Origin of the sequence: Streptococcus suis (assembly GCF_902702775.1) — a bacterium.
Classification (GTDB): Bacteria; Bacillota; Bacilli; order Lactobacillales; family Streptococcaceae; genus Streptococcus; species Streptococcus hashimotonensis.
Genome location: NZ_LR738724.1, coordinates 245,714 through 268,707, shown reverse-complemented (window position 1 = coordinate 268,707; position 22,994 = coordinate 245,714). Strand labels below are relative to the sequence as shown.

The following is a 22,994-nucleotide window of genomic DNA, read 5'->3' as shown; positions in this document are numbered from 1 at the left end:
CTCTATTTCAACTGTTTAATATCTACTATTTTATCACAAACAAGATTCAATAGCTCTTCATCGTGAGAAATTAACAAAACCAACTTATTCTTCATTTTTAAGTCTACTAAAGCGGTAGCAACTTGTTGCATTCGTCTCAAATCCAAGCCGCTCGTCGGTTCATCAAAAATGAAAATTTCCTTATCTGCCAGTAAGCTGGCCACTATCATCACGCGCTGTTGTTCACCACCCGATAAACTGACCGGATGCCTCTCCAACAAGTCCGATAGACCAAAACGAGCTACCAAACGTTCATCGACAGCTCTATTTTTCCTTCCAAGAGTAAGTTCTCGCTTAACACTTTCCGCAAATAGTTGGAGTCGAACATCCTGCATAACAAAGGCTGTTTTTTCCAATCTCTGGCGACTAGACAAGGTTTGACCTTGCCAAGACATCCTACTCTTCTTATCTTCCGCTAAACCGACCAGATAACGAGCAAGGCTTGTTTTTCCAGAACCATTCGATCCAACCAAACCCACCACCTGTCCTGGTGCCAAGCAAAGCTTTTCAATCTTGTAGAGAGTATTCTCTTTCTGACTTACCGATAAATTTTCAACAAGTAACCCCTCTTTATCATTAACAAATTGGCCCGCCAGCTCCGCTATTGCCCGCCCATAAGGCTCCGAGTCATAACAACGCAGTCCCATATCCTGACGGCATTCTTCTGTCCGACTTAAAAACTCATCTGCTAGATAATCCGTCACCACTTGCCCATCTTGAAAATATAAATAGCGATCTGCCAACTGACTGAGATAAGACAGTCTATGCTCGGCAATAATGATGGTCTTTCCTTGGCTTTTTAAAATTTTCAAGATGTCCTGTACAATCGCAATCCCTTCCTGATCTAGGTTGGCAGTTGGCTCATCTAAAACCAAGACACCCGTCCCTTGCATAGCTGCAACGGCCAAGGCTAGACGTTGTTGCTGACCACCTGATAGACTGGAAATCGTTCGCTGACTAAGAGAAGCCAAACCAAATAATTCCATAACCCAAGCCAGGCGATTCTCGATTTCTTCTCTTGACAAACCCTGATTTTCACAAGGGAAAACCAATTCCTGCAAGACCTGACTATGAAAAAATTGAGTAGACGGATGCTGAAAGACGGAAGCAATATGCCGAGATGTTTCTTCCAGACTAGATTTTTGTAAATCCAAGTCCCCTAAGAAAATTTGTCCCGAAAGCTGAGCAGGATAATATTCTGGCGTCAAACCATTCAGTACCTTGAGAAAACTAGACTTCCCAGAGCCACTATGCCCACATAAAACAACACACTGGCCTTCTGGAATGGTCAGATTCTCTATCTGCAAGGCTGGTTTATCTGCCCCTGAATAAGTTAATGCTACATTTTTTACCGTCACAGCTGGACGAGAATCAGAAAACCGATACAACATAAGCAAAGACTCCAATCTAGCACGGTCCAAGACGACCGAATATATGCAGGTGATTTCGTAGATACAGCCAAACCTTTTGTCAGACTGGCTACCGTCAATTCCTGAGCTGTTCGCAAGAGAGACATCATCAAGGGAACCAAGAAAAACTCCATGTACTGGAGTGGCTTACAAACCACATCTCTCTTCCGTAAAAAAATTCCTCTAACCTTCAAAGAGGCACAAATCGTACGAGCATCCTGTTTAATGGCAGGCAGGAAACGAAACATTACTCCCAACGTCAAAAGAAATACCTCTGGCAGGTGCCATTTCCGCAAGCCATGAATGAGTTCGTAACCACTTGTCGTCATCAACAATAGATGTCCTGCCAAAAGCGGAGGCCATGTATAGGTCAATACAAGCAACAAATGCGTCAGCCATGCTGGAAAAAATGTAATATAGGACAACAGACAAAACATAGCATAGGCTATCGGACTCATTATAGCCATTTTCCGCTTTCCATAAAACCAGAAAAGCAGGCTAAGGCCTAAGACCAGCACTGCATTTTCTAGTATTGTAAGACGCATCCCATAGGTAAAACTAGTGAAGATGACGAGAATAATTTTTGTACGAGCATCTAATTTCATGAAAGATAACCTGATTGTTTAAAATAGCGCTGAAGCATATATTGACCAAACAGACCACTGATAAGAGCTGTTAAGATAATGGTCGTTGACAACCATAGCACATTCTCTGGAGTGAAATCAAGCATGACACGAGCGATGTATTCTGCTGATTTTCCACGTGCCAAAAGATTGGCCTCATAGGCATCACGCATGAACCACATAAGAATAATCGGTCCCAGGTTTCCAAAAGAGAAAATGATATAGCTAAGAAGATTGGTCCATTTTTGTTTATAGTGACCTGACTTCGCTACCATTTCTGACAAAAAACCAAAGGTCAAGCTTGGGAGAAAGGCCGCTGTCATATAGCCTGATAGGAAAAAGAAACAGGCCATTACCGCTCCAACCAGACTAATTGAACCAAATTTACCAACCTTGGCTACCAATAACATATAAACAGGTCCTGCCAAAAGGGCTGCTCCAGCAGGTGCATACATCATATTACCCGAACGATCAAAAACCAAGCTCAACAAGGTTCCTAGACCAACACAAACAAAGTAGAGGGCAGCAAAAGCCCCTGTTACCATCAGATCTTTTACTTGTAATTTCTTCATTTATTTTTCCTTTACTAATTGCCCGTCTTCCAAGCGGAAAATGGTATTTGCACAAGCCATAGTTGAGCTTCTATGGGAAATCAAGAAGACCATGCCCTGACAGTGTGCCCTGACCAGCTGGATAAAACGAGCTTCATTGAGCGAATCCAAGTTGCTGGTCGGCTCATCAAAGATATAGCAATCCGCATTTTTGAGCAGGGCCCGCATGAGTTCCAGGCGTTGTCCTTCTCCTGCTGAAAAGTCACTGGCTTCCACAATCGTATCCAAGCCCTGCGGTGCTGCCAAAATCCGTTCTTTCATGTGGCATTTTTCTGCCAAGTCCATAATGGTTTCATCCGACACATCCGTCCGCCCCAAGACAAGATTTTCTCGAATGGTCTGGCGGAAGATTTGCGGTACCTGAGGCACATAGGCAAAGGACCCTTGCAAATGAGCTTTATCCACCTTCCGACTATCCAAGCCAGACAGGCGGATTTGACCTTGTTGCCAATCATACCACCGCATGATTAGTTTCATCAAGGTGGATTTTCCTGCACCGGACTCACCGACCAGACCGATGATGCCTCCCTGTTCAAACTGGACAGACAGATTGCGATAGAGCCCTGTTTCTCGGTCATCATAGTCGAAGTCTAGTTGCTCAATAGCAATCTCCGTCACGCTGACCTCAACCAAGTCGCCTATTCGCTCTGCTTCTTTTTCATCCAAAAGAGCATAGATGTTCCGACCAGCATTCATAGCCCGCTTGAAACCAAGAGGCAGACGGCTGAGCTCCAAGAAGGGAGCAAAGGAACTGGTAAAGGACACCAGGAGGGCTACTCCTGTCGCCAAATCCAAGCTCTGACTGCCAACCAAGTCGAAGGTCAGCCAGGCAAAGCCCATAATAGACATACCTACCACTAAGAATGACACAGCATACTGCATAAAGTTGGTCTGGGCAACCTTTCGCTCCTGACCATTGACCACTTGACTTTTCTGTGTCAGATTGGCAAAACGAGCATCTGTCTGCTGGAATTGCATGAGATCCTTCATACTCTTAAGACTTTCAATAAAGTAGGAAACATAGCCCTTGCGACTGGCATTTTGTTCCTTGAGCAAGGGTTGCAACTGCTGGGCAAATCGATTGGGAATGGCAATCGCTAAAAGGGCGTAGGTCACCAGAGCCAAGAGGGCCAAGCCCCAGCTAGATAGACCAAAATAAACCGTCAAGCCAAGAGCCACCATAATCCCTGTACAAATCGGAGCAATGGTATGGGCAAAGAAAACCTCCAAGGCCTCGATGTCCTCCCCAATCATCTTGAGCAGACTACCACTGTCCTGCCGGTCCAATTTCCCAGGAGCCAAGGCCCGCAATTTTGCAAAAATCAGACGGCGGTAGGCAGCCAGAGTATGAAAGGCCACATAGTGACCGAAGTAGTGCTCGCCATAGCGGAAGGCACCACGCAGAAGAGCTAGAATGACTAGGGCTCCCAAGGTCCATAGCGGAGCAGGATTGCCAGCAAGGGAATCAAAAGCCAGATAGACCAGCGTTACTGGAATAGCAATGGTCACCACCTGTCCCAAGACCGCAAAGCAAACCGCCACCGCAATCCGTGGCAAGAGGTGTTTCATCGAGCCCAAGAGTCTCGGAATCAGCACCCGTGTCGGCATTTCTCTCTTATCCATAAACGGCTTCCTCCAATTCTCTTTGTTGATCGACCAGCTGACGATAGGCCGAGCTAGACTGATAAAGCGTGGTATGGTTGCCTGTCACAGCCCCCTCCGCAGACAAGAAGAGGATATCATCTGCCTGCTCCACCTGCTTCATCTTATGGGTAATAATAATGACAATGGCATCCTTGGCCACCAAGTTAATCAAGTCGTAAATCAAGCCCTCATTGTCCTGATCGACGCTAGACGTCACCTCGTCAAAGATATAGAGCGAGCGTTTAGCCAAAACCGCACGGGCACAGATGACCTGCTGGCGTTGACCAGGGGATAAGAAAGCACCGTCATCGCCCACAATCGTGTCTAGACCGTCTGGCATATTCTTGACAAACTGCAAGACCCCATGCTGATCTGCCCAAGCCAAGATGTCCTCCTTGGACCAGGCACCAGCCATGCGTAAATTCTCATAGATCGACTGGTTGAGCAAGGTTGACTGGCCCGACACATAGAGGACCTGCTCATTCAGAGATAACTGACTGACAGTCGAAATCTCCTGCTCACCCAAGTAAATAGCTCCCTTATCCGCCCGCAAGCGTCCCAAGAGCAGCTGGGCCAAGGTCGTTTTCCCCTGACCTGACTCACCGGCCAAGGCATAGACCTTTCCAGCCGTCATGGTCATGGAAATATCTTCTAGGACTGGCTTTTCTCCGTAGGCAAAGGCCATATTTTCCAGTTTCAGACTGTCAAAAACAGGCAGATGGGCAGCATCGATTTCCTGCTCCGCTGTCATGCTGTCCAAGAAACCAAAAATGCGATCCGCCATCTTGGTATTCATCATGACCAAGTGCATACCGTAGCCCTGCTCCCGTATGGGTGCAAAAAACTCCGTCGCAATGAGGACAAAGAAAAGCATACTAAAGAGGGAGAGATTGCCTGCCGCTAGGCTATTGACCGCCACAAAACCAGACAGACCAATCCCCAGATACATGACCGCATCCATGTAGCCCACCGCTTGCAGCTGGAAACTGAGCAACTCCATGGTCGCATCGCGGAAGTCCTCCGCCTGCTCATTGAAGGTCTTTTCATAAGCCGCGTCCGCCTGGTAGGAATAAAGAGTGTTGAGCCCCTTGAGGTCGTCCAAGAAAGATTGCCCACATCCATGTAGGAGCCCCAGTAGCGATTCATGATCCGCTTGGACCGCTTTTGCATAGCGATAATGGAAATGGGAATCAAGGGCAGGGCCAGGATGAAAATGACCGCACCCAGCGGGAAAATCAGAAAGACCAGCAAGAGAACAGTCGCACAGTTGAACTGGGTCCGCAAGGAAGAGGCCATGTAGTAGGAATAGTAGGTATCCAGACTGTCAATCCCTTGCGAAGCGATGTTAAAGACATCTGCCGCTGTCGCTTTAGACTCAAACTGACCGTCCTTGGCCAAGAGGGCCTCAAAGAAGGACTGTTTGAGGGAATCCCGAGCAAACTGGGAGCCCAAGCCCTGCAAACGCTTGGCAATCAAGGCCATACCATAGCCAAAAGCATTGAGCCCCAGCAAGATAAGGACAAACCTTACTAAATCAACCTGCCCACCCTCATAGTAGGTCACAAAGCCCTTAGCAATCAGATAGAAGGAAATAATCCGCATCAAAAATTGTACCCAGGATAGAAAGGCTGCCAAATAGACCAGCTTCATCTTGGGCTTGATACGTTCTTTGAACCGCTTCAAGAGGGCTTTTTTCTTTTCACGAGAAATTTTTTCTTCTTGTGCCATTGATTACCTCTCTAAAACATATTCCATTATAGTATATCATTCTTTGAATTGTCTGTAAATTTTAATTTTAATAAGAATAAAAAACAAACCACTCAAGATGAGCAGTTTGTCATAAAATGAATCAAAATTAAACACCCAAGTAACGCTCTACTTCAGCCTGCATATCTGCAGCTGCAACAACGGTATTGTGGCGGACTGGTGCAGTTTCCAAGCCGTCCACAGCTGGTGGTAGGGCTACACCTGAAATCTCATGCAATTTGGCAAGGGCTTCAAAGTCAGTCAAGCCTGACTGGCCTGTCACCGCTTCAACCGCAACTACTGGGAACTTGTAAGGACTTGCTGTAGAAGCGATCACTGTCGGAGTTTGGTCACCTGTTTGCTCCACATACTGTTTATAGACAGCTGAGGCAACAGCCGTGTGTGGATCTTCAATGTAGCCTGACTCGTCATAGACACGCTTGATTTCCGCAGCGGTTTCTTCTTCTGTCGCAAAGGCAGCAGCAAAGAGAGATAAGATATCCGCGTCAGCTCCTTGAATGTCATACTGACCAGTTGTGTTCAAAGCTTCCATCAGCTCAGCTGTTTTTGCAGCGTCATTCCCAAAGAGGTGGAAAATCAACCGCTCCAAGTTCGAGGACACCAAGATGTCCATGGACGGACTAGTGGTCACGCGGAAGGTACGGTTCTTGTCGTAAACGCCCGTCGAGAAGAAGTCAGTCAAGACATTGTTGTCGTTGGACGCACAGATGAGCTTGCCAACTGGCAGACCGATCTGCTTAGCATAGTAGGCCGCCAAGATGTTGCCGAAGTTGCCTGTAGGAACGGTGAAGTTGACCTTGTCTCCCGCCGCAATCTCACCAGTCTTAACCAGCTGAGCGTAGGCATAGACATAGTAAACAATCTGTGGCACCAAGCGGCCGATGTTCATGGAGTTGGCTGATGAAAACTGGAGTTTCTTAGCCGCCAACTTGGCACGAAGAGCCTCATCATTGAACATATGCTTGACGTTGGTTTGGGCATCGTCAAAGTTTCCGTCAATGGCCACCACGTGGGTATTAGCCCCTGTCTGCGTGGTCATCTGCAATTCTTGGACCTTAGACACCCCGTCACGTGGGTAGAAAACAATGATTTGCGTGCCAGGAACGTCCGCAAAACCAGCCATAGCCGCCTTGCCTGTATCGCCTGAAGTCGCGGTCAAGATGACAATCTCATTTTCCAAACCGTGCTTTTTAGCCGCCGTCGTCATCAAGTAAGGGAGGATGGACAGAGCCATGTCCTTGAAAGCAATGGTTGAACCTCGGAAGAGCTCCAAGTTGTACTGACCGTTGAGCTTGACAACTGGAGCAATAGCTGGCGTGTCAAACTTGCTGTCGTAGGCATTGTTGATACAGTAGTCCAGCTCGTCTGCCGTGAAATCGTCCAAGAAAGCCGATAAAATCAACTTGGCAACTTCTTGATAAGAAGCGTCTTTAAGAACAGAAAAATCCAAGTCAACTGTTGGAATAGAAATCGGTGTAAACAAACCACCGTCGGTCGCCAAGCCTTGTAAAATCGCCTGACTTGCCGATACAGTATTTTTAGCATCGCGTGTTGATTGATATACTAATGTCATGGTATCCCTCATAAAAAATCTATTTTTTCTATTCTACCATAAATTGACAGAAAATTGTGAAAGATAGATAGAAAAGTCTCTTTTTCTCGGCTAAACCCTAACTTTCCAACCACTTTCGCTTTTTTCAGGATCTCCACCATATTTCTAAACAAACAATCCCCTATTTTTCAATAGAGGATTGTCTTACGATATTTGGAGGCAATTTACCTATAAATCATACTCCATTCAACTGAGCAAGGCTCAGTATACTGACTTGACGCCGAAAAAATTCTAGTCCTAAGCCTTTCTAGGCAGATTGACGAAGGTAGAACTGAAGTTCACCAAGGAAATCTAACGACGAAAGACGACGGAATAGGATTATTTCAAACGACCTGGACGTTCTTTGTAACCGTAGTAGGCGTCTTCGATGATTTCTTGCATGTGGTCAACCATTGCTAGACGTGGGTTAGCTGGTGTACATTGATCTTCGTAAGCAAGAAGAGCCAATTCGCGAGAGTGTTCTTTGAGTTCTTTCTCGTCGATACCTTGTGCTTTCAAGTTCATTTGGATACCGATGCGTTCACCGAGGTCGTAAACTGCTTGTGCGTATGCAGCAACAGCTTCTTCTGGTGTTGAACATGGCAAGCCTAGAAGACGAGCGATGTCTTGGTATTTTTCATCTGCTTTATAGTAGTTGTACTTAGGCCATGTAGCTGTTTTAGCTGGACGAGTACCGTTGTAGCGGATAACGTATGGAAGCAAGATAGCGTTTGTACGACCGTGAACAGTATGGAAACGTCCACCAATCTTATGAGCCATTGAGTGAGAAATACCTAGGAATGCGTTGGCGAAGGCCATACCTGCCATAGTTGATGCGTTGTGCATTTTCTCACGTGATACAAAGTCAGCATTCTTCACTGAGCTTTCAAGGTTTTCAAATACTAGTTTGATAGCTTGAAGTGCTAAACCATCTGTAAAGTCGTTTGCTACTGTTGAAACGTATGCTTCTGTAGCGTGAGTCAATACGTCCATACCAGTATCTGCTGTAACGTGTGCAGGTACTGTCAATACGAGTGCTGGGTCAACGATTGCCACAGTTGGTGTCAATGAGTAGTCAGCGATTGGGTATTTACGGTTGTTTGCTTTATCAGAGATTACGGCGAACGGTGTTACTTCTGAACCTGTACCTGATGTAGTTGGAATCGCGATAAACTTAGATTTCTTACCAAGTTCTGGGAACTTGAAGGCACGTTTACGGATATCCATGAATTTTTGAACTAGGTCATGGAAATCAACTGTTGGTTGTTCGTAGAAGAGCCACATAACTTTGGCAGCATCCATTGGTGAACCACCACCGAGTGCGATGATTGTATCTGGTTTGAAGGTACGCATCAATTCTGTACCTTTATAAACTGTTGTGATGTCTGGATCTGGCTCAACGTCTGAGAAGATTTGGTAAACAACTTTATTACGACGAAGGTCCAATTGTTCGATGATACGATCTAGGAATCCAAGTTCTACCATAGCACGGTCTGTAACGATCATGACACGTTCAACGTCACGACATTTTTGGAGATATTGGATAGAATCACGTTCGAAGTATGTTTTAGAAGGAACTTTAAACCATTGCATATTATTTCTACGTCTTCCTACTTTCTTGATGTTGAGCAAGTTCATAGCACTTACGTTATCACTGATTGAGTTGCGTCCGTAAGAACCACAACCAAGTGTCAATGATGGCAAGAATGCGTTGTAAACATCACCGATACCACCGAAAGTAGATGGAGAGTTCCAAATAACACGGATAGCACGTACGATTGTACCAAACTCTTTCGCCAATTCTGCGTCTTCCGTATGAATAGCTGCAGAGTGACCGAGACCGTGGAATTCAACCATTTGGCGAGCTGCTTCAAGACCTTCTGCACGACCATCAACTTTCAAGACGGCAATAACAGGTGACAATTTCTCACGAGTCAATGGTTCTTTTTCACCGATTTCAGCAACCTCAGCTGCCAAGATGTTTGTACCTTCTGGTACTGAGAAGCCAGCCTGCTCAGCAATCCATGCAGCTGGGCGACCAACGATGTCTGCGTTCAATTTACCTTCTGCACAGTTTTTGCTGTTAGCTTTCACACCGAAGCAGTATTCTTCAAGAAGAGCTTTTTCTTTCTTATTAACGAAGTAAGTTTTGTAAGACTTGAATTCTGCTACAAACTCATCGTAAACTTCTTTATCAATGATAACTGCTTGTTCTGACGCACAGACCATACCGTTGTCAAATGACTTAGACATGACGATATCGTGTGCTGCCTGGCGGATGTTTGCTGATTTTTCAATATAGGCTGGAACGTTACCCGCACCTACACCAAGAGCTGGTTTACCACAAGAGTAGGCCGCACGCACCATTGCGTTACCACCAGTTGCAAGGATTGTTGCAATACCATCATGCTTCATCAATTCAGACGTTGCTTCCATAGATGGTTTTGTTACCCACTGGATACAGTTTTCAGGGGCACCAGCTGCCACAGCTGCTTCATAGACAACACGAGCTGCATGAGCAGAAGATTCTTGTGCAGATGGGTGGAAGGCAAAGACAATTGGATTACGTGTCTTCAAGGCAATCAATGATTTAAAGATTGCTGTAGAAGTTGGGTTTGTTGTTGGTGTGATACCACAAACAACACCAACCGGCTCAGCAATCAAAGTCAAACCTGTTACTTCATCTTCTTCGATAACACCAACAGTTTTCGTGTGGCGCATGTTATTGACAACGTGCTCACAGGCAAACAAGTTCTTAGTAGCCTTGTCTTCGAATACACCACGCTTGGTTTCTTCAAAGGCGTGCATTGCCAATTCACCGTGTTTATCAAGGGCTGCAACCGAAGCTTTCGCTACAATATAGTCTACTTCTTCTTGACCAAGTTTACGGAACTCATCAAGAGCAACCAAACCTTTTTGAACAAGCTCATCGACGTGCTTGCGCGCTTCTACCAACTTTTCTTCTGGTGATACTACTTTTTTATCAGCCATTGTGTTCCTCCAAATATACTCGCTAACTATTTGTTAACTTTTTCACAATGTTATTCTACTATTTTTTATTTTATTTGTAAAGAGAAATTGTTAATTTTTTCACATTTTTTCTGTTTTGTTATAGAAAACGCTTACTTTTTCTCGTTTTCAGAAAACGTTCAGATTTGTTTCTGCTTTGTTTAGTCAAAAAATACATAAAGTAAGACAAATCTTTATAATTTATTCTTTCTCTAACATTTACGATACTAGTTTATCAAGAAAACGCTTCCAAGTAAATAGATTTTTTTGAAAATATTGTAGTAATTACGTGATAATTTTCAATTTCTTATTCATTTGTCCCTTCTTTTCTACTCTTGCATTTTTGTCCACATTGTGATATTCTTAACAATATAAAACAACTATATTAACACATCCAAAAATGTACATAAAATATTAAAACAGGAGGTCTGCTTATGAAAGCAGTCGTTGTAAATCCAGAATCTACTGGTGTTGTCGTTGTCGATAAGGAACTTCGTCCACTCGAAGCTGGTGAGGCTTTGGTCCAAATTGAGTACTGTGGTGTTTGTCACACTGACCTCCACGTTGCCAATGGTGATTTTGGTAAGGTTCCTGGTCGCGTGCTTGGTCACGAAGGAATCGGTATTGTTACAGAAATCGCACCTGGTGTTACCAGTCTAAAAGTCGGTGACCGTGTCAGCGTTGCTTGGTTCTTCCAAGGCTGTGGCATGTGTGAATACTGTACAACCGGTCGCGAAACTCTCTGCCGTACCGTAAAAAATGCCGGCTACTCTGTTGACGGTGGTATGGCTGAGCAATGTATTGTAACAGCAGACTATGCAGTAAAAGTTCCAGAAGGTCTTGATCCAGCTCAAGCAAGTTCGATCACTTGTGCTGGCGTTACTTGCTACAAAGCGATTAAAGAAGCTCACTTGGAACCAGGTCAATGGATTGCTATCTATGGTGCTGGTGGACTCGGAAACCTTGCTGTACAATACGCTAAAAAAGTCTTCAACGCCCATGTTATCGCCGTAGACATCAATAATGATAAATTGGAACTCGCCAAAGAAGTTGGTGCAGATGTGACAATCAACGGACTTGAAGTAGAAGATGTTCCTGGATATATTAAAGAAATTACTGGTGGCGGTGTACACTCTACTGTTGTAACAGCTGTTTCCAAAGTAGCCTTCAACCAAGCTATTGACAGTGTTCGTGCTGGTGGCTATGTGGTGGCTGTCGGACTTCCATCTGAATACATGGACCTCAGTATCGTGAAGACTGTGCTAGACGGTATCAAAGTGGTCGGCTCACTAGTTGGTACTCGTAAAGATTTAGAAGAGGCCTTCCACTTCGGTGCTATGGGACTAGTTGTTCCAGTCGTTCAAAAACGTCCTGTCGAAGATGCCGAAGCAGTCTTTGATGAAATGGCAGCAGGAACTATCCAAGGTCGCATGGTCTTAGACTTCTGCCACTCACACTAATGCGTTCTCCACTATTTTCAAGAAGTGATCATCCAATCGCTTCTTTTTTTGCTTTCTAAAATAAAAAAGAAGCAGCCTAGACTACTGCTTCTCCAATTCTTCTAAAATACTTGCGAAATCTGTTTTGAGTGCTTCCAAGCTTGTTTCAACTTGACTTCTTGTCTGGTTATTTTTAACCACAACCTGTCCAGATTCGATTTCGCTACCACCCAGGGTAATGATGGCCTTAGCTCCAAAAACATCTGCTGATTTAAACTGAGCCTTAAGCTTGCGGTCAAGGTAATCTCGCTCTGCTCGGAAGCCTTGCTTGCGGATGGCTTGAACCAACTCGAGCGCTCCGCCATTGGCCTCCTGACCTAAAACTGCGATGTAGACATCTAGCTGGGTGTCGAGAGGGAGCTCGATGCCTTGCTTTTCAAGGACTAGGATGAGGCGCTCAATCCCCATACCAAAGCCGAAGGCTGGTGTTTCTGGTCCACCGAAATAGGACACCAAACCGTCGTAACGACCGCCGGCACAGATGGTCAGGTCGTTGCCACCTACCTCGGTCATAAACTCGAAAATAGTATGGTTATAGTAGTCCAAACCACGCACCATGTTGGTGTCAATCACATAAGCAATGCCTAAGCTGTCCAGCATGGACTTGACTGCTTCGAAGTGGGCGGTACTTTCTTCGTCCAAGTAATCTAAGATGGATGGTGCATTTTCCACTGCGACCTTGTCTTCTTTTTCCTTGGAATCCAACACACGCAAAGGATTTTCTTCTAGACGGCGCTGGCTATCCTTGGAAAGCTGGGCCTTGAGCGGCGTCAGATAGTCAATCAAAGCCTGGCGGTAGGCGGCACGACTCTCTGGATTGCCCAGACTGTTGAGGTGGAGGCGAATGTCCTTGATCCCCAACTCTTCAAAGAAGTGATAGGCCATAGCAATGGTTTCTACGTCTGTCGCTGGGTTATTGGAACCAAAGCACTCCACACCAATCTGGTGGAACTGACGGAGACGACCTGCCTGCGGACGCTCATAGCGGAACATTGGGCCCATGTAATAGAACTTAGCTGGCTTTTGCACTTCTGGGGCAAAGAGCTTATTTTCTACATAAGAACGAACAACGGGTGCCGTACCTTCTGGACGGAGGGTGATATGACGCTCTCCCTTGTCATAGAAATCGTACATCTCCTTGGTCACAATGTCTGTCGTATCGCCAACCGAACGGCTGATCACCTCATAATGCTCGAAGATTGGTGTGCGAATCTCAGCGTAATTGTACTGTTTGAAAATGCTGCGGGTAAAGTTTTCCACATACTGCCATTTGGCAGAATCCTGCGGTAGTAAATCCTGTGTTCCTTTAGGTTTTTGAAGTTTCATACTAAAGTATATAAAGCCAACTTATGTCGCCCGAAGTTGTGCTTCTTCCTTTCCAAATTAAGTCTTAAGGGCTCAAACTCTACCAGTCGAGCCTTGCAATCCTCCTTATTTTACCATAAATGCTCTGCTATTTTCCAAAAAAGTGAAAAAAATCTGTCAAGTAACTTTACTTTACAAAAAACTTTTGTTATACTGTTAAAGTTGACGAAAGTCATACGCACTATTTTAGATTTAAAAGGGGCTTAGCCCTGACATTTAATGGAGGAAGAAAGAAATGGCAGTACCTGCACGTCGCACTTCAAAAGCGAAGAAAAACAAACGTCGTACTCACTATAAAGTAGCAGCTCCAACTGTGAAATTTGATGAAACTACTGGAGATTACTCACGTTCACACCGTGTATCTTTGAAAGGATACTACAAAGGACGTAAAATCGCTAAGGCTGCTTCAGCTGAATAATAGAAGGGAGATACCATGCGCGTAAATATTACACTTGAACACAAAGAATCTGGTGAGCGTTTGTACCTTACTTCAAAAAACAAACGTAACACTCCAGACCGTCTTCAATTGAAAAAATACTCACCAAAATTGCGTAAGCACGTGATTTTTACTGAGGTAAAATAAGACAACATACAGAAAGCCTATGAAATCAACGTTTCAAAGGCTTTTTTCTTTTGATTTTAGCAAAATAACTGAATTTTAACTGATTAAAATAAATCAAATAATTATTTCTGCTAAATCTATCATAGCCTGTTCAATCTTATGTTTTCCTTTTTAAGATAGATCTTCTCTAAGCATTCCATAATAGACTATATCACTCTTAAATCAACAAAATGTATCATTTCACCCCAACTTTGTCCTCTACTAATTACTTCAATACCGCATTCTTTAAATGCCAATAGCAATGCTTTCTGTTCCTCAATTTGTTCTGTTCTCCAAAAACCAGCATTCATAAACGCAAGCAATTCAACCTCTCTATCTGCCAAATAGGGCAAAACTGAGTTCATAAATAATTGCACCCTCATACTTGCAGAAATCTGTCTACTAAAAACAAAGTATTCATCTAAAATAGCTACTTTTTCTACATCTTCCAGTAAGTCCGTTTGTGTCAAATGCCATGCAACTAATTCATAATCTCCAGAATCTGCATCTGCAACCATCAATAAATCTTGTTTGATTATATCAATAATTTTCAAGTGAGCCTCTGCCAAATCCACCTCTTCTTCTCCAGAGTACTCATCTAAAAAACCTTTTAATTGGACTATTTCATCTATAACCCCTTCGTCGAATTCGGCATTTCTATAAAATTCCCCTACAATTGAGGGATAAGCCTCTGCAATCATTTCGTCTGACAAAGGTAACATTTTCCCTTCAATCCTATCCAACATATTATCGGATTCTATCCTAATAGGAAATGGAAATCCCTTGTTATTTAGAGACATTTTTAAAAAAATCTTTATAGCTTCGTTTGTCGTTGTTCCTAAGGCTTTAAATAACTTATCCGCTTCGTCCTTCACATAGTCGTCTACACGAACTTGAATGTTTTTCATTATCTTGCTCCTCCGTTCTATTTATGGTTCAATTATAGCACATCGCTTTATTTTATGCAAATACATTTCAAAATAAATGCATTTGCATGATTTGTTTACGTAATCGGACATTCTATAACAAAAGGAACAGAGGATGGAAGCTAGCATTTAAGCAACAACCTAAAACAAACATAGGTAAAGCGACATATATTTTACTAAAAAATGTCAAAAAACACTTCCCAAAATTGAGAAGTGTTTGCGTTGTACGATAATTTGAACAAGCAGATTAACGTTTTGAGAATTTCGCTATTGAAAACGAAGAATTCTCACCCCTTACAAATCCCGCTATATCAACATTTACGAAAATGAAACTTCCATGAAAATGGACTAAAATCCACTGATTTGGATAAAATTGACACCAATTAACACCATAAAATAGACTAGTCAGCTATCTCAATTTCGAGATAGTTTTTCATTCATCAAAGATAATACTCTCTAACATTATTTTTTATTTTTCTTTTTAATTGACTACTCTCATTAAGTTCAAACTTGTTTTCAATTTTTACTACATCATAATTTAAATCAATCACACTATCAATTTCATCATCTGTTAACTTGGTAAGCCTATCTACTATATTTGCTATATCTTGTTCGAGTATTTCTTGATTCAAAATATCTCTTATTGCTGATTCATTTAAGCATTCTTTTTTTATCTTCAATAATTTCTGATAATCTTCTTTAGTGGTATTATAATCTTGGGTTGAATGACAATCTTTACACAAAGCTATCTTATTCTCAAACGACTCTGAATTATTTCCAAGTTTCTCCACATTAATAAGTTCTTTTTGCTGATGTGGAGTTGGACTATTCGGATAAATATGAGCTATCTCATAAAGTTTGTTCCCTTTCTTCTGTCCATTTGGCTGTAAGTCTTTTTTGCATAGTGGACATAAAAAATTCACTTCACGCAGATGACGCTTTACATCTATATCATTTGGTTTCTTTCTCGCAACACAATAACTCATTTTACAAGTCCTCTCCAGATACCATCACTATAATTATATTAGAATTTTTTATCTAACTCAATATCTGATCCAAAATACCCAAAACAAATTCTGAATCATTAATTATGAATGTAAAAACTCCCAAACCGTTTATTTCTTTTCAAATAAAACGGCTTGAGAGTAGCTTCACTATCTGAATTTTAAGTTTAATCTATGTCGATAATAATATCAAAATGTTTTTTATCAACTTCTTTTGGAGCCACATAACTAATATTTCGCTTGGCATTGAATATATCAGATTCTTCCAGTGATGTAGAGAGTCCGCTCCAAGGTTCTAATGCAATAAAGGGACTCTGATTTGTGGTTGACCAAATCACTAAATATGGAAAATCATCAAATGCAATCGAAAGAGTCTTCTGATGATTTTTTGATTTCAAAGTTACCTTTCGCGATGCTAATTGATCCAATGTTACGGCATCATGCTCAAACAGTTGATAGGACAAATCCAAGGTCTTTTGATTTTCCAAGAATGACCGACGATCTCGTAGATCAAGTAAGCCAGTTTCTGGAAAACTTCTAGGTACTGTACAAGATTCTACTTTTTCAAATTCTAAATAATAGTCTTCATAACTCTCACCATCCAACAAAGGACAATTAAAACCTGGGTGACCCCCAATAAAGTAAGGTAGCTTTCTATGTCCTTCAAGATTTTTCACCTGATATTCAGTTCGAATTGTATTGCCAAATAGGGAGTAGTTAATGGAAAGTTCAAATTCAAATGGGTAATTTTTTACGGTTTCCTCATTTGATGAAATAGAAAATTCCACAGAATTTTCAGTTATTCTTACATTTTTGAACATCATTTTTCGCACAAGTCCATGCCTTGGAATTGTACCTGTAAATGTCGGTCTTTCTGCAGGTTCATAGATAGCCCAATCATTTCGTAAACTTCCACAAATCGGAAATAGAACTGGTGCTTGACCACTCCAATAGGTCGGATCGCCTTGCCAAAGATACTCGATACCATCCTTGTCTTTGATAGAAATAATTTGCCCACCTAATTCAGAAAATTGTACTGTTAAGTTCTCATTTTTTAATTCGAGCATAAAAACTGCCTCCCTTATATGAAAACAAGGATGCTAACTTGAGCTAAGCATCCTTGTTTTACTTTTTTTATTCAATAACCTGTGTTTCTGCTACTTTTTTATACCAATATGCACTTTTCTTTGGATAACGTTCTTGGGTCTCAAAGTCAACATAGAACAATCCATATCGTTTCTCGTATCCATTTGACCAAGAAAATACATCCATCAAGGACCAGATGAAATAACCTTTAACGTTGGCACCATCTGAGATAGCATCTGAAATCACTTCTAAATGCTTTTTCACATAATCAATTCGACCATCGTCATAGACTGTACCATCTACAAATTCATCTTTATAACCTAGACCATTTTCAGTGATGTAGATTTTCTTATAGTTTGGATAGTCATTTTTCACACGCATAATTTGATCATAAAGACCTTGTGGATAGATAATCCAATCCCAGTCCGTTTTTGGAATATCAACTGGGGACTCTCTACGACCAACTCCTTTGATTTGATACTTAGAACTTCCCTTTTCACCTTTACCATTATGGATAATTTCCGTTTCTCCATCATGAGCTCTCATCCAATCACTCATATAGTAATTGATGCCCAAGAAGTCGTTCAAATCTTTTGCAGCATCTAAGGCTGCAAAGTCTTCATCACGAAGGTCTAATTCCCCACCATTTACTTTCAGAATATGGCGAACACCTTCAAGAGTCTTTTCTGAATAGTAACCCAAGTATGTTGCATCTAGGATAAATTTATTGTGAATAATATCTTCAAGCTCCGCTGCACGGACATCGTCTGGATTGGTTGGATCATAAGGATATTTCGTTGGCAATGCATGTACAACACCAATTTCTCCACTATAACCAGCATCCTTATAGAGCTTAACTGCCTTGGCATGTGAAACCATCATATTGTGATGAGATTGGAATACTTTAGAAAGATCATACTGAATACCTGGTGGGAATTTCCCAACAAGATACTGACCGTCACCAATTGGGCCGATTTCATTAAAGGTAGTCCAGTAATTAACTTCAGGGAATTCTTTGAAACAAAACGCTGCATAATTGACAAAGTGTTCAATGTTATCTCGATTTAGAAAGTCACCATTAGAATGTAGTGTTTCTGGTGTATCAAAATGGTGAAGCGTTACAAATGGTTCTACGTGACGTTTATGGCATTCCGCAAATAATTTATGGTAAAACTCTACTCCCTTTGGATTCACTTCTCCAAAGCCTGTTGGGAAGATACGAGACCACGCAATTGAAATACGAATGCCGTTTACCCCAAATTGTTCACTTAGTTCTAAATCAACTGGATAACGATTATAAAAATCAGAAGCTGGTTCCGCAGTGTACCAGTAATTATCTTCTAGATACTTATCCCATGCAACACGACCTTTTCCATCTGTCTTTGTGGCACCCTCTGCTTGATATGCAGCAGTTGCTCCACCAAATATAAAATCTTTCGGTAATGTTTTAACCATATGCCTACCTTCTTCTATATAAAACTAAAGTCTTTTGGTTTGCTTTTAGTACTAGGCAACGAGATGCAGGCTGTACTAGAGTACGGCAAAGCGAGTTAACGAAGTAATAAAAGATAAACCAAATGACGATAAAAGGGGTAGGAGTTGGAGATTTATAACTCCCTCCCCCTTTTGATTAAGAACCTGTATTCACAAGTGAAGTACTTGTATATAAGAGATAGTTTTTCGCTAATCAAGGCAGTTTTTGAGGGAATACTGACTGTATTTTGAAAAAAACTAACGATGAGTAGCTGAAAAACTAGCCTTAGATGGAAGTGCTGAACTGTGAATACAGGTTCTAGAACTGTTGTTTGACAAAGTCAAGAGCACCTTGACCATCACGTGTGAGTTTAATGTATTGAGCACCTTCAGTTTTGGCGAGTTTAATGCCCAATGCATCGGTTTCTTGTTTAATGTCCTCGTAGTTTGATGCCACCTGAGGTGCAAGGATAACCAATTGATATTCTGGTAAAATCTCACGGTGAGCACCATAGCTTCCTGCTGTTGCTGTGACTGGAACACCGTATTCTTTTGCGGCTTTAGTTAACGCGTTAGCAAGCAATCCACTTGTACCGCCTCCTGCACAAAGTACCAGAACGTTTGTTTGTTCAGAAATTTCGGTATCGACTGCAGCTTTTTCAAGAATAGCATCCGCCTTGGCAGTATTGAAGTTAGCTGCCACTTTCTCTTTCAAGCTATTTTCAACTTTACCTGATTGTTCCTCAGCAAGAATTTGCTCATCATAAACTTTCAAGAATGGATAATAGATAAGTACATCGACAACGACCAACAAGACAGCTAGTGCAAAGGCGAGTGGAGCAAAGTTTGTTCCCATTACAATGCCCAATGGTCCTGGAGTTGTCCATGGTAAGTTGACGCTGAAACTGTTCATTTTTAGCGTATCAACAAAGAATTTGAAAATCCATACGTTAGCAATTGGAGCTAAAATAAATGGAACAAAGAATACAGGGTTGAGTACGAGTGGTGCACCAAACAAGATTGGTTCGTTTACACCAAAGAAGGTTGGAACAACTGAAGCACGTCCAATTGCTTTGTTTCGTTTAGACTTAGTCAACCACATAAACATGAATGGCACAACCAAGGTAGCACCTGTACCACCCATTGTCACGATAAACATTTGAGTACCTGAAGTCAGGATTTTATCCGCGTGTTGACCCGCCTGCAAAAGCTGGAAGTTGGTTTCAATATTAGCATAAGTAATAGCTGCAATTGCTGGCTCAACAATTGATGGACCATGAATCCCGACAAACCAGAACAAGGCATAGGCACCAAAGATAATGGTAATACCCACATAACCGTCTGCTGCTGTAAATAGTGGCTCAAATAATTTCAGAATAGCCTCAGCAACGTTTGTTCCAACCAGTTGACGTGTCGCAAGATCGATTCCATACAAGACAAAGATAGACAATGCATATGGAATCACATCTTTAAATGCCTGGGATACGTTCGGTGGAACTTCATCTGGCATACGAATGGTGACATTGTTTTTCACGCAGACCTTATAGATATTAACTGTAATGAAGGCGGCTAGAAAGGCTGTCAAAAGACCCTTAGTTCCCATGTAACCATTGGCAAACCCACCTTCAATACCGTCAGAAGCCAGTAATAGGAAACCTGAAATTGAGGCAATCATGGTTGAAATGAAGTTGATTTGATTGGTTTTTGGCAATTGACGGTTAAAAGCATCTGTCAAAGATTTTGCTGTCGTTCCTGCAACTAGGATAGCCACAATCCCCATTGTGTAACCGTAAGGTTTCATGATGGCCGCAACCGCTTCATCAGACCAAGTAAATCCAAAGATATTAGGCACGAAAGCTACCAATAGGAAGATACTTGAGAACAAAATAACTGGCATGGCTGCGATAAAACCATCACGGATAGCCCTTAAATAAGGGTTTCTCGAAATCTTTTCAAAGAAAGGCTTCCCTTTCTCAATGAATTCAATCAATTTATTCATTACTTATCACCTCGTTTATAAAGTTCAATCATATGACTCATCATGTCTTTCAATAACAATGTTGTCATGAGATGGTCTTGACCATGCATAAGTGTCACACTAAAGGCTAAATCCTCACCAGCCGCTTCTTTTTGCAACAAGCTAGTCTGAGCATGATGGGCTTCAACAATACAAGCATTGGCAGCTTCAACTAGTTCTTCTGCTTTTGCATATTCACCTTTTTGAGCAGCAGCCAGTGCCTCCATCAATCGAGAACGAGCATCACCAGCGAACGCAACAATCTCAAAACCTAATAACGTAATTTCTTCTCTGTTCATAATATGAACCTCCTTTTAAAATTGAATTGATTTACAATAACCGTTGAATATGTAGTACAATATAGAACCTTTCACTGTCATTTACAGGTTCATCAACCAATGATGTAATCATCTCAAAAATCTGACTACCTATTTGGTAAGCTCTTGGATTCTGGAGCTTGATATACTGTTCCAAACTAGCAATCGATTCATTTGACTGATGGGATCTATCTAAGTAATTCAGAAAATAGGACAGATGAATCATAAAACGATCATAAAAATTGCTATTTTCTTTTGTGCGTTTAATCCCATTCTCCGTTAGAATTTGTTCAACATCTGCTATAATTTTTTTGCTGATGTCCTGTTCTTCACTTGTGGGATGAATGGTTTCACCCTTGGCATTAATTAAGTGAAGTGCAATTCTACCAATCTCATCATTTGGAAAATCTTTTAGCAACTTTTCACGAAACATAGCTAAGGCTTCACGAGCCATTTTATATTCCAAGGGATATTCGGCTGAAATATTAGGTAACCTACTTTCTTGATAGGTATTCTTTAAAACCGCCTGATAGGCACAATAGATATGATCCGTCAGTGTCACATAGAGATATTCTTGTACAGGGTAATGATAGGTTGCTACTAGATGATTGATAACCGTGTAGGTTGCCGAAATAAAATCTAAGGGAATATCTTTTAATAAAGTTAGAAAATTTTCTTTGGCCTCGTCATTTTTTAGCGAAAAGATGTTTTCTATCTTATCCTTAACAATTAAATCCCCTTTCTTCTTTTGAAAAGTTATACCTAATCCCATCACGACTGCCTGTTCCCCATGTTCATTTTTTACCAGAGCAGCGTTATTATTTAGTGACTGTATAATCCTAAACATAAATCCCTCCTATATTTTTAAGCAAAAAAAGACTACAAACAAACCGAGAATATTCTACTCTCAAATCCATTTGTAGTCTTGCCTAATCGAATTAGTTACAATCCACTCTATTCTTACTGATGGGATTATTATAGCATATTCTCAGGAAATGTAAACCCTTTCTTTTAAGAAAATGGTTATTTTTTATATTATTTTTCTAGCCAAGAAGTAGCAGTTTGAGACAAGACCGCATCAAGTCCTTCAATATTTTCACGACCAACAGTTCGTAACCATTCACGTGCTGCTTCTTCTCCTTGTTCAATATAGACTGGCACAACACCTGCCCATGTTGCACGACCACAAAGAACACCGTTAAATTTAGCACCTGCTTCATGTGCAAACACTAGAGTATCTTGGAAGAGTTTTGTAGAAACACCTGCACTAAGATAAATGTATGGCAAATGAGTTGATGCTTCTTGTTGACGGAAATATTCGGCTGCTTCTTCTTTTGTATAAACGACTTCTCCTGTTCCAAAGCCTTCTACAAAATTCATGTTCACAGGTACTTCTACCTTGAGAACATCTACTCCAAAGCGTTCGTCAGAAAATACTTTCATGGCTTCATTTACTTTTCTAGGTTTAACTTTAGCAAACTCAACGCTAGCATTGTCCTCAATCGTCTCATCATAGCTCAAAATTTCCAAGAAGAATGGCAAACCTTCTGCCTGACATTCTGAACCTAAGCGTTCAATATAAGCATGTTTTTGAAGATTAACGTATGGATTACCATCAACGTCATAGTAGAGTAGAAACTTAATGGCATCTGCCCCCTCTTCTTTTAGTCGTTTTACAGACCATTCTACTAGGCAATCTGGCAAACGACTAGTGGAACTGGTGTCATAGCCAGTTTTTTCATAAGCCAAAAGTAATCCACATTGTTCATCGCGGGCGCGTGAAGCTGGCAAACCAAACTCTGGATCTAAAAGAATAGAAGAAGAAAACTGTGTTAGTTCTTCAGAAACTAGAGTTTTTAGCTCTTCCATCTGCTCCACAGTAGGTTCTTCTGCCTGATATTTTGACATCATTTTTTTCAAGGCTCCACGTTGGTCAAAAGCAAGAGCTGAAATGACTCCTGCTTCATTGCTTACTTTTTCCATATATTTTCTTTTTTCTGCTGTTACTACCAT

Annotated in this window: 18 protein-coding genes and 1 pseudogene; 3 read left to right on the top strand and 16 right to left on the bottom strand. The window is 41.6% G+C overall.

What is annotated here, in order from left to right; genetic code table 11:
* Window positions 1-2: 2 nt before the first annotated feature.
* The 7 genes and pseudogenes from GPW69_RS01435 to adhE all read right to left on the bottom strand — a co-directional run bounded on the left by GPW69_RS01435 (window position 3) and on the right by adhE (window position 10,675).
* Window positions 3-1,430, bottom strand: a complete 1,428-nt coding sequence (locus GPW69_RS01435; protein WP_074391401.1) for an ABC transporter ATP-binding protein — start codon at window positions 1,428-1,430, stop codon at window positions 3-5.
* Window positions 1,394-2,053, bottom strand: coding sequence for an energy-coupling factor transporter transmembrane component T (locus GPW69_RS01430; RefSeq protein WP_074391400.1), 660 nt, complete (start codon window positions 2,051-2,053; stop codon window positions 1,394-1,396). The genes GPW69_RS01435 and GPW69_RS01430 overlap by 37 nt, the downstream gene beginning before the upstream one ends.
* Window positions 2,050-2,643: an MptD family putative ECF transporter S component gene (locus GPW69_RS01425; protein WP_024406780.1), complete on the bottom strand. Its 594-nt coding sequence runs from the start codon at window positions 2,641-2,643 to the stop codon at window positions 2,050-2,052. The genes GPW69_RS01430 and GPW69_RS01425 overlap by 4 nt, the downstream gene beginning before the upstream one ends.
* Window positions 2,644-4,305, bottom strand: a complete 1,662-nt coding sequence (locus tag GPW69_RS01420; RefSeq protein ID WP_074391399.1) for an ABC transporter ATP-binding protein — start codon at window positions 4,303-4,305, stop codon at window positions 2,644-2,646.
* Window positions 4,298-6,054: pseudogene (locus GPW69_RS01415) on the bottom strand (ABC transporter ATP-binding protein/permease). Before GPW69_RS01415 ends, GPW69_RS01420 begins: the two are co-directional and overlap by 8 nt.
* 127 nt (window positions 6,055-6,181) lie before the next feature.
* Window positions 6,182-7,666: a threonine synthase gene (gene thrC / locus GPW69_RS01410; RefSeq protein ID WP_074391398.1), complete on the bottom strand. Its 1,485-nt coding sequence runs from the start codon at window positions 7,664-7,666 to the stop codon at window positions 6,182-6,184.
* A gap of 357 nt (window positions 7,667-8,023) precedes the next feature.
* Window positions 8,024-10,675, bottom strand: coding sequence for a bifunctional acetaldehyde-CoA/alcohol dehydrogenase (adhE, locus tag GPW69_RS01405; protein WP_074391397.1), 2,652 nt, complete (start codon window positions 10,673-10,675; stop codon window positions 8,024-8,026).
* 452 nt (window positions 10,676-11,127) lie between these two features.
* Here adhE and adhP point away from each other — a divergent pair, with 452 nt between their 5' ends.
* A complete protein-coding gene (adhP, locus tag GPW69_RS01400) occupies window positions 11,128-12,153 on the top strand; it encodes an alcohol dehydrogenase AdhP (RefSeq protein ID WP_024408509.1) in 1,026 nt (341 codons plus the stop codon).
* 81 nt (window positions 12,154-12,234) lie between these two features.
* On the opposite strand, the gene hisS is transcribed toward adhP, so the two are convergent.
* On the bottom strand, window positions 12,235-13,518 hold the full coding sequence (hisS, locus tag GPW69_RS01395; protein WP_074391396.1) for a histidine--tRNA ligase: 1,284 nt from the start codon (window positions 13,516-13,518) through the stop codon (window positions 12,235-12,237).
* A 274-nt stretch (window positions 13,519-13,792) separates the two neighbouring features.
* Between hisS and rpmF the strand changes: the two genes are divergently transcribed.
* Both rpmF and rpmG read left to right on the top strand, forming a co-directional pair.
* Window positions 13,793-13,975: a 50S ribosomal protein L32 gene (gene rpmF / locus GPW69_RS01390; protein WP_002937589.1), complete on the top strand. Its 183-nt coding sequence runs from the start codon at window positions 13,793-13,795 to the stop codon at window positions 13,973-13,975.
* Between the two features lie 15 nt (window positions 13,976-13,990).
* A complete protein-coding gene (gene rpmG, locus GPW69_RS01385) occupies window positions 13,991-14,140 on the top strand; it encodes a 50S ribosomal protein L33 (RefSeq protein WP_002262412.1) in 150 nt (49 codons plus the stop codon).
* Window positions 14,141-14,325: 185 nt separating this feature from the next.
* On the opposite strand, the gene GPW69_RS01380 is transcribed toward rpmG, so the two are convergent.
* The 8 genes from GPW69_RS01380 to lacD form a co-directional block, all read right to left on the bottom strand.
* The gene (locus GPW69_RS01380; protein WP_074391395.1) at window positions 14,326-15,066 is read right to left on the bottom strand and encodes a type II toxin-antitoxin system RelB/DinJ family antitoxin; all 741 of its coding nucleotides are present in this window, start codon (window positions 15,064-15,066) and stop codon (window positions 14,326-14,328) included.
* Window positions 15,067-15,524: 458 nt separating this feature from the next.
* Window positions 15,525-16,070 (bottom strand): ABC-three component system protein, encoded by a 546-nt coding sequence (locus tag GPW69_RS01375; protein WP_074391394.1) that lies wholly within the window; start codon window positions 16,068-16,070, stop codon window positions 15,525-15,527.
* Window positions 16,071-16,255: 185 nt separating this feature from the next.
* Window positions 16,256-17,155 carry an aldose 1-epimerase family protein gene (locus tag GPW69_RS01370; protein WP_074391393.1) on the bottom strand — a complete coding sequence of 300 codons (900 nt, stop codon included), beginning with the start codon at window positions 17,153-17,155 and terminating at the stop codon, window positions 16,256-16,258.
* 67 nt (window positions 17,156-17,222) lie between these two features.
* Window positions 17,223-18,629, bottom strand: coding sequence for a 6-phospho-beta-galactosidase (lacG, locus tag GPW69_RS01365; protein ID WP_024408806.1), 1,407 nt, complete (start codon window positions 18,627-18,629; stop codon window positions 17,223-17,225).
* A 337-nt stretch (window positions 18,630-18,966) separates the two neighbouring features.
* Window positions 18,967-20,646, bottom strand: coding sequence for a lactose-specific PTS transporter subunit EIIC (locus GPW69_RS01360; RefSeq protein WP_074391392.1), 1,680 nt, complete (start codon window positions 20,644-20,646; stop codon window positions 18,967-18,969).
* A complete protein-coding gene (locus GPW69_RS01355; protein ID WP_074391391.1) occupies window positions 20,646-20,963 on the bottom strand; it encodes a PTS lactose/cellobiose transporter subunit IIA in 318 nt (105 codons plus the stop codon). Before GPW69_RS01355 ends, GPW69_RS01360 begins: the two co-directional genes overlap by 1 nt.
* Before the next feature lie 31 nt (window positions 20,964-20,994).
* Window positions 20,995-21,828, bottom strand: a complete 834-nt coding sequence (locus tag GPW69_RS01350; protein ID WP_074391390.1) for a PRD domain-containing protein — start codon at window positions 21,826-21,828, stop codon at window positions 20,995-20,997.
* 188 nt (window positions 21,829-22,016) lie between these two features.
* Window positions 22,017-22,994, bottom strand: a complete 978-nt coding sequence (gene lacD, locus GPW69_RS01345; RefSeq protein WP_074391389.1) for a tagatose-bisphosphate aldolase — start codon at window positions 22,992-22,994, stop codon at window positions 22,017-22,019.